Source organism: Candidatus Burkholderia verschuerenii (assembly GCF_001189365.1).
GTDB lineage: Bacteria > Pseudomonadota > Gammaproteobacteria > Burkholderiales > Burkholderiaceae > Caballeronia > Caballeronia verschuerenii.
This window is the reverse complement of record NZ_LFJJ01000059.1, coordinates 20392-28609: the sequence shown is the minus strand read 5'-3', so window position 1 is coordinate 28609 and position 8218 is coordinate 20392. Positions and strand designations below refer to the sequence as shown.

6 protein-coding genes are annotated in these 8218 nt (G+C 60.5%); all 6 read left to right on the top strand.

Annotated elements, in window-relative coordinates:
* The first annotated feature begins 547 nt into the window (after positions 1-547).
* The gene (locus tag BVER_RS12855) at positions 548-733 is read left to right on the top strand and encodes a hypothetical protein (protein WP_050453630.1); all 186 of its coding nucleotides are present in this window, start codon (positions 548-550) and stop codon (positions 731-733) included.
* A gap of 69 nt (positions 734-802) precedes the next feature.
* Positions 803-2917 (top strand): phosphocholine-specific phospholipase C, encoded by a 2115-nt coding sequence (locus BVER_RS12850; protein WP_050453629.1) that lies wholly within the window; start codon positions 803-805, stop codon positions 2915-2917.
* 158 nt (positions 2918-3075) lie between these two features.
* Positions 3076-3330 carry a DUF6566 family protein gene (locus BVER_RS12845; RefSeq protein WP_050453628.1) on the top strand — a complete coding sequence of 85 codons (255 nt, stop codon included), beginning with the start codon at positions 3076-3078 and terminating at the stop codon, positions 3328-3330.
* A 184-nt stretch (positions 3331-3514) separates the two neighbouring features.
* Positions 3515-6334, top strand: coding sequence for an ATP-dependent Clp protease ATP-binding subunit (locus tag BVER_RS12840; RefSeq protein ID WP_083452172.1), 2820 nt, complete (start codon positions 3515-3517; stop codon positions 6332-6334).
* A gap of 30 nt (positions 6335-6364) precedes the next feature.
* Positions 6365-6745, top strand: a complete 381-nt coding sequence (locus BVER_RS12835; protein ID WP_050453627.1) for a TraR/DksA family transcriptional regulator — start codon at positions 6365-6367, stop codon at positions 6743-6745.
* Between the two features lie 100 nt (positions 6746-6845).
* Positions 6846-8207, top strand: coding sequence for a glycerophosphodiester phosphodiesterase family protein (locus tag BVER_RS12830; RefSeq protein WP_050453626.1), 1362 nt, complete (start codon positions 6846-6848; stop codon positions 8205-8207).
* The last annotated feature ends 11 nt before the right edge of the window (positions 8208-8218 follow it).

Here is an 8218-nt window from a genome sequence, read left to right as displayed (position 1 = left end):
CGCTGCTGCATAGCGGCCGCGCGGCGTTCGGCGCTGCGGGCTACGCCCTTCGCGCCGCACGTCGCACAGAAGGATCAACTGAAACCACCGGCATCCGATTTCTGCACAACTTGACGCACACAACTTTGAATCTCGCAGTCGCTTTAAGTTGTCGTCGTAATCGCAGTAGGTAATCGCATTAGGTAACAGCAGTCGCTTCAAGTGAAGTCGCACGATCAGCGTTTGATGGATGTCGTATCGAAGTCGATGTACATTATGGAAGGACGTTTCATGTATCAATGTCGAGCACGCTAGCCCCGGTCTGAGTCGTTCAGCCGGGGCTTCGTCATTCTTGTCATTTATTTAGGTATCCGATGTTTAATAGAGAATCCGCAATGACACAAAGAAGGCGTTATGTCATGACACAGAAAGGCTTATGAAAACAAACACTCGCGACACCGGTCTGTAACATTCAGAAATTATCGTTCTGCCCGCACCGCCTGTTCCCATACGCAGCCGCGTCGGACGCACAAGCTCGCGTCTGCTTACCTCATAACGGAGAACAAACATGCAGACGCCGGCACTTCGGCTCCTCGCCCTCATCGGCGTGCAAGCGCTCGCGCTCTCGCTCGGCGCATGTCACGGCGATTCCGATTCATCTCCCACGCCCACGGTCAAGGCCGCCTGCGGCGGCGAGACCGAAGCCAGAGCCAACATGCATTGCCCGCCGGGCTTCACGCAGCCGAAGTCCTGATCCTTCCGCGCGCGCATTCATCGATCGACATCGACACACACGACCTACACGACCCACACGACACCCCTCATGGCCACTCAGACCCGACGCAACTTCCTCAAGCTCTCGGCCGGACTCGCCGGCGCGACCGCTGCGACCGCGCTGTTCCTCGACGCCATCCGCCGCGCGCTCGCCATCGAACCGAGCACGGTGACCGGCACCATTCAGGACGTGCAGCACATCGTCGTGTTCATGCAGGAAAACCGCTCGTTCGATCACTATCTCGGCCATCTGAGCGGCGTGCGCGGCTATAACGACCGCTTCCCCGTCACGCTGCCGAACGGCCAGCCGGTGTGGTATCAGCCGCGTCAGGAAGATCCGTCGCAGACCATCGCGCCGTTTCGCTACGACACGACCAATCCGGGCGTGAACGCGCAATGTATCGGCGGATTGCCGCATACGTGGGCGACGACGCATGGCGCCATCGATGGCGGTCGCGCGGACAAGTGGGCCGCGCAAAAGACCAACATGACGATGGGCTATCACACGCGCGCGGACATCCCGTTCCATTACGCGCTCGCAGATGCCTTCACCGTCTGCGATCACTACTTCTGCTCGATTCCCGGCAACACGCACCCGAACCGCATGTATCTGATGACGGGCATGGTCGATCCGCTCGGCACGGGCGGCGGTCCGCTGCTCGACAATGTCGACTACATCGACAATCAGTTCGATACGACCAAGCTGAATCCCTTCACGTGGACGACGTATCCCGAGCGTCTCGAAACGGCGGGCGTCTCGTGGCAGGTCTATCAGCAAGGCACGGACTTCGATAACTACACGGGCAATTACGGCACCAACATGCTCGCGTGTTTCCAGAACTTCGTGAACGCGCTGGCGGGTTCGTCGCTGCAGACGCGCGGCATGAGCACACGCAATCTCACGCAACTGAAGGCCGACGTGCAGGCAGGCAATCTGCCGCAAGTGTCGTGGCTGTTGCCGCCCGCCGCGTATTCCGAGCATCCGAAGTACACGCCGCTCTATGGCGCGAACTACATCGCGACGATCCTCGATGCGCTGACGTCGAATCCCGACGTGTGGAGCAAGACCGTTCTGTTCATCATGTACGACGAGAACGACGGCTTCTTCGATCATATGGTGCCGCCGCAAGCGCCGACGCTGCCGAACACCGGCGCGAGCACGGTCGATATCACGCTCGAGCGTCACACGCTCGTCACGGCGACGCAGCAAGGCACTTATACTGCCGACAACCTGCCCTACGGACTCGGACCGCGCGTCCCGATGTTCGTGGTCTCGCCGTGGTCGCGCGGCGGTTATGTGAACTCGCAGGTGTTCGATCACACGTCGGTGCTGCAATTCATCGAGAAGCGCTTCGGCGTGCAGGAGCCGAACATCTCGCAGTGGCGTCGCGCGGTGTGCGGCGATCTGACGAAGTCGCTCGACTTCAGCAAGTCCGATGCGAGCTTCCCGACGCTGCCGAACACGTCGACGTACATCACGCAGGCCGATCAGCAATGCGCGCGCTCGACCTCGCAGACCGCGCCCGCAACCGGCACGCAGCAGGCCATCGAAGCGCAGGAAACCGGCACGCGTGCCGCGCGTGCGCTGCCGTACGAACTGCACGTCAACGGTCAGTTGCAATCGGGCGGATATGTCGTCACGTTCGCCAACACCGGCACGCAAGGCGCGCACTTCTGGGTCTATACGGGTGATCCGAGCGCCACGCCGCGTCATTACACGGTCGAAGCGGGCAAGCAACTCTCCGACACCTGGACGCTCGATGCGAACGGCAACTACGCCGTCAACGTCTATGGCCCGAACGGCTTCTTCCGCCGCTTCATGGGCTCCGCGTCCGCCGATGCCGCCGCGCATCCGGACATCACGACGTGCTACGACGTCGCGAACGGCAACGTGTATGTCGCGATCGCCAACGGCAGCACGCAAGCGCTGACCGTCAGCGCCGCGGACAACGCGTATGCGCAGGCGCCGCAGTCCATCAACGTGCCCGCGGGCAAGACCGTCGAAGCGCATTTCGATCTGTCGTGCAGCGCGCAATGGTATGACCTTTCGTTCTCGATGGCGTCGAATACGGCGTGGGTGCGCCGCATCGCCGGACACATCGAGACGGGCAAGGTCAGCACGAGCGACCCCGCGATGACCACGCCGGCCACCAAGGCGGTCTGACGCGCATCGGAGAAAACGCCTCCGGAATACGCCGATTCCGGAGGCGGCGTAACATCCTGCTGTGGCGCGCGAGTCGTCCGTCGGTCAATACGCTCGCCACGCATCGAAGCCGGGCCGCCCCGCGCTTCGCCGATGTCAGAACCGCAGCGGAGGAACGCATGGAATCAGCCATCGACGTCTTTGCCGGCTTCAACATCTCGGTCGCCACCCGTCGCAACGATCGCGGCGCGTGGGTCGCCGATCTCGACGTCAGTCGCGACGGCAAGCCATTGCTCGCCGCGTGGCCCGAAACCACGCAACCCGAATGGCGCACGCCGCAAGAGGCGATACGCGACGGCATCGAACGCGCGCAATCGTGGTTCAACGGTGAGATGCAGCATCGCTCCGGCGTGACCTTCACGCGCGGAAGCTGACACGCATCGACAGCCCGGGTTTCCATCGCGGCTGCGCAAGCCGTTAAGGCCGCATCGCGAAACACAGCTCCATAACAGACTCACGGGGAGAAGCATCGCATCGCCGGCGAGTTGCGCGTAGGGTTTGCATCGCGCGTATCGTTCGGCTCGCTCATGAACCGCCCTGATACTGGAGACGAGAATCATGCCTGCCCTATGCGAAATTTGTCATGCACGGCCCGCCGTCGTACAGGTGACGGTCGTGCAAAACGGCCAGCGCAAGTCGATGTCGATCTGCGAATACGACTATCGTCAGTTGATGCGGCATCAAAACATGCTCAACTCGTTCGACTCGCTGCTCGGCGGCGGACTCTCGCGTTTCATGGGCGGCAACATGGCCGACGATGACGACGACGACATGGTTGCCTCCGTGCCGCGCGATTCCGTCGACGTCACCGATGCATTCAGCGAGCAGACGATGGAACTGCTGCAACGCGCCGCAGAAAAAGCCCACGAATTGCAGAAGACCGAGCTCGATACCGAGCAAGTGCTTTACGTGCTCGCCGATACCGACGTCGTGCAGGCGCTCTTCAAGGAGCTGAAACTTTCTCCCGACGACATCAAACGCTATATCGATGAACACGCGCAAAAAGGCAAGGCCGATGCCGATGCGCCCGTCGAGAAGATGACCATCTCGCCGCGACTCAAGCGCGCGTTTCAATACGCGTTTCAGGCATCGCGCGAGCTCGGGCATTCGTATGTCGGACCGGAGCATGTGTTGATCGGACTGGCGTCGGTGCCGGATTCCATCGCGGGGACGCTGCTGAAGAAATACGGGATCACTGCCGAAGCATTGCAGCAGAAAGTGGTGAAGGTCGTCGGCAAGGGCGCGGAGGACGGACGCGTCGATGCACCGACCAACACGCCTACGCTCGACAAGTTCGGCCGCGATCTCACCGCGATGGCGCGCGAAGGCAAGCTCGATCCGGTGCTCGGCCGTGCGCAGGAAATCGAGAGCACGATCGAAGTGTTCGCGCGGCGCAAGAAGAACAACCCGGTGCTGATCGGCGAACCGGGCGTGGGCAAGACGGCTATCGTCGAAGGACTCGCGCAACGTATCGTCAATGACGACGTGCCGGAAGATCTGCGCAACAAGCGTCTCGTCGAAATCAACATCAACTCAATGGTCGCGGGCGCGAAATATCGCGGCGAATTCGAGGAGCGCGCCAAGCAGATGATCGATGAAGTCAGCGCCAAGCAGGACGAGCTGATCGTCTTTATCGACGAGCTGCATACGATCGTCGGCGCGGGGCAAGGCGGTGGCGAAGGCGGACTCGATATCGCCAACGTGCTCAAGCCGGCCCTTGCGCGCGGCGAGTTGAGCCTGATCGGCGCGACCACGCTCAACGAATATCAGAAGTACATCGAGAAGGATGCGGCGCTCGAGCGGCGCTTTCAACCGGTGCTAGTGCCCGAGCCTACTGTCGAGCAGACCATCGTGATCTTGCGCGGCCTGCGCGACAAGCTCGAAGCGCATCATCAGGTGACCTTCGCCGACGATGCGTTCGTCGCCGCCGCCGAGTTGTCGGACCGTTACATCACGTCGCGTTATCTGCCGGACAAGGCGATCGATCTCATCGATCAGGCTGCGGCGCGCGTGCGTATCGGCGCGAAATCGCGGCCGCCCGCGATTCAGGAACTCGAAGCGGAGATCGCGCAATTGAAGCGCGAGCAGGATTACGCGTCGTCGCGCAAACGCTATGACGAAGCGAAGAACTTCGAGGAACGCATCAAGGAAAAGCAGGCGAAGCTCGAAGAGCTGACCGAAGTGTGGCAGCGCAAGACCGGATCGGAGACGCTGGAAGTGACGGTCGCATCGGTCGCGGAAGTCGTGTCGCGGTTGACGGGCATTTCCGTCACCGAACTGACGCAGGAGGAACGTCAGAAGCTGCTCGAGATGGAGAACAAGCTGCGTGAACGCGTTGTCGGTCAGGAGGAAGCGGTCGTCGCCGTCAGCGATGCCGTGCGTTTGTCGCGCGCGGGCATTGGCCAGATGAATCGCCCGATCGCGACGTTCCTGTTCCTCGGGTCGACCGGCGTCGGCAAGACCGAACTCGCCAAGGCGCTCGCGGAAACCGTGTTCGGCGACGAGCAGGCGGTAATTCGCATCGACATGTCGGAGTACATGGAGCGGCACGCAGTCGCGCGGCTCATTGGCGCGCCGCCGGGTTATGTCGGTTATGACGAAGGCGGGCAACTCACGGAGCGCGTGCGTCGCCGGCCGTATAGCGTGATTCTACTCGACGAGATCGAGAAGGCGCATCCCGATGTGAACAACGTGCTGCTGCAAGTGTTCGACGATGGCCGCCTGACCGACGGCAAAGGGCGCGTCGTCGATTTCAGTAATACGATCATCATCGCGACGAGCAATCTGGGCGCGTCCATCATCATGGACAACCTGGAAAAGAGCGACAAGGATCGCGACAGCGAAAAGGACATGCGCGCGAAACTCATGGACGTGCTCAAGGGCCACTTCCGTCCGGAGTTCCTCAATCGTATCGATGAAATCATCGTGTTTCATGGGCTCTCGCGCGACAATATCCGCTCCATCGTGCAGATACAGATCGATCGCGTCACGCGCACGGCGGCGGCGCAAGACATCACGCTCAAGGTGCAGGAATCCGTTATCGATCATCTCGCCGATGTGGGTTATCGGCCGGAGTTCGGCGCACGCGAGCTCAAGCGGCAGATTCGGCAGGAACTGGAGACGCGGCTCGCCAAGGAAATTCTCGGCGACAAACTCAAATCCGGCGATACGGTCGACGTGAGCTTCGATAAAGACACCGACAAGGTGAGCTTTACCAAGGTCGAGGCGGTTGCAGAAAAGCCTAAGGAAATTAAAGTCGAGAAGGAAAAAAAGCTAAGCCGCCTGCGAAGAAAAACGCAAGTAAAAAAAAGGAATCCGCCAAGAGCGCTTAGCGCGCTTCAGCATCGCCGCCACGCCGAACGCGTGGCGGCGATTTGATGCATTGAGTTTTTTACGGGAATTAAACAAATGGCAGACCAGCAAAGCAACCTGAGCGATGAATTCATCGCAAAGCAACGCGCCAACCTCCTAGCGATGCAACGCGCCTTGCTGGGCGGCGAGGAAGGCACCATCGCTGGCGAACGGCGCTTTCAGGAAGAGCACGGCACGGAAGCCGAAGAGTTCGAAGACGCCGCGCAGCGCCTGGAACAGGAGATTCCGAATCAGGCATTGCGCAACGTGAACGATCAGCGCATCGCCGATATCCAGCGCGCGCTCGAAAAGATCGATGAAGGCACGTATGGCCTGAGCGACGAAAGCGGCGATCCGATTCCGCAGGCGCGTCTCGAAGTCATGCCGGAGGCGATTCTGACCGTGGAAGAACAAGGCAAGCGCGAAGCAGGTGGTTGAAAAGCTGCCTTCGTTTGGCTTGATTGATAGCGCCCTCGTTCATATAACCGTAACCTTCCCTTAGCAATAATGGAAGGAGACTATCAACGAGGAGACGTCGATGAATCGAACGCGAAAGCATGCCTGTTTTTCAGCTTTCCTTGCTTTTACCGCCACGCTCGCGGCTTGCGGCAGCGACGACCACAATAATTCATTCTCGACATTGGATGGACAAAAACCGCTGGTGGTCGGCCACCGCGGATTGCCCGGTTTGCGTCCCGAAGAAACTCAGCCATCCTACGAATTGGTCGCGCAGAACGGTGCCGATGCGCTCGAAGAAGATCTGCATTTGTCTAAGGATTGCGTGCTGGTCGCCCGTCATAATCCGTGGCTGTCGGATAACACCAATATCGCCGATGTCGCCAAGACCAACGCGTCCGTTGCGGCCCGCAAGCGCACGGTGCCCGGCGTGATGGTGAACGTGCAATGGGCGACCACGCCGACCAGCGGGCCGTCGCAGTATCTGACCGATCTCACCGATCCGAACGATCCCAAGTCCGTGCTCAAGTCGCTGATCGTCGATGGCGAGGATCACACCAACGACTGGTCGATCACCGACTTCACGGCGGCCGAACTCGGCACGCTGATCGGCGGCACGACCTACGATGCCGCGAGCGAGCGCCCGACCGAATTCAACGGCAAGTATCCGGTCCTCACGTTCCAGCAGATCATCGATATCGCCAAGACGCAAAGCGCGGCGACGGGCCGCACGCTGTCGGTGTATCCCGAGACGAAGAACCCGACGTGGAACAACGCACAGGCCATCGCCAACGGCTGCGGCGTGGCGGGAAGTCATCCGCTCGAGGACGCGCTGATCAAGATCCTCAACGACAACAATCTGAACAGCAAGACGGCGGCCGTGTTCGTGCAGAGCTTCGAACCGTCGAGCCTGCAATACATGAAGGCGCACGGCCTCAACACGAAGATCGTGCAATTGATCGATGCCTACGACGTCGACCTTCACACGAGCGCGGTGATCTACAACGAGATCACAGACAGCCGTCCGTTCGACTGGACCGTTGCCGGCGATCCGCGCTGGTTCGACGTGATGCTGACGCCCTCCGGTCTCGCGCAGATCAAGACCTATGCGGACGGCATCGGCCCGTGGAAGCCGCAGATCGTGCCGTACAAGATCACGCCTTATCCCGCGACCAACGCAGACGGCACGCCTTTCACCGGCTCGACAAGTCAGGCGACGACGCAGCCCGCCACGAGCGTGATCACCGATGCGCACAAGGCCGGACTTTTCGTGCACGTCTTCACGTTCCGCAATGAGAAAAAATATCTGACCGCGGACTATAACGGCGATCCGACGCAGGAGTATCTGAAGTTCTTCCGGCTCGGCGTGGATGGCGTCTTCAGCGACTTCGCGAACACGGCCTACGCGGCACGTACCGCGTATCTGCACGAACTGGGCAAGTAAGACCGACGGCG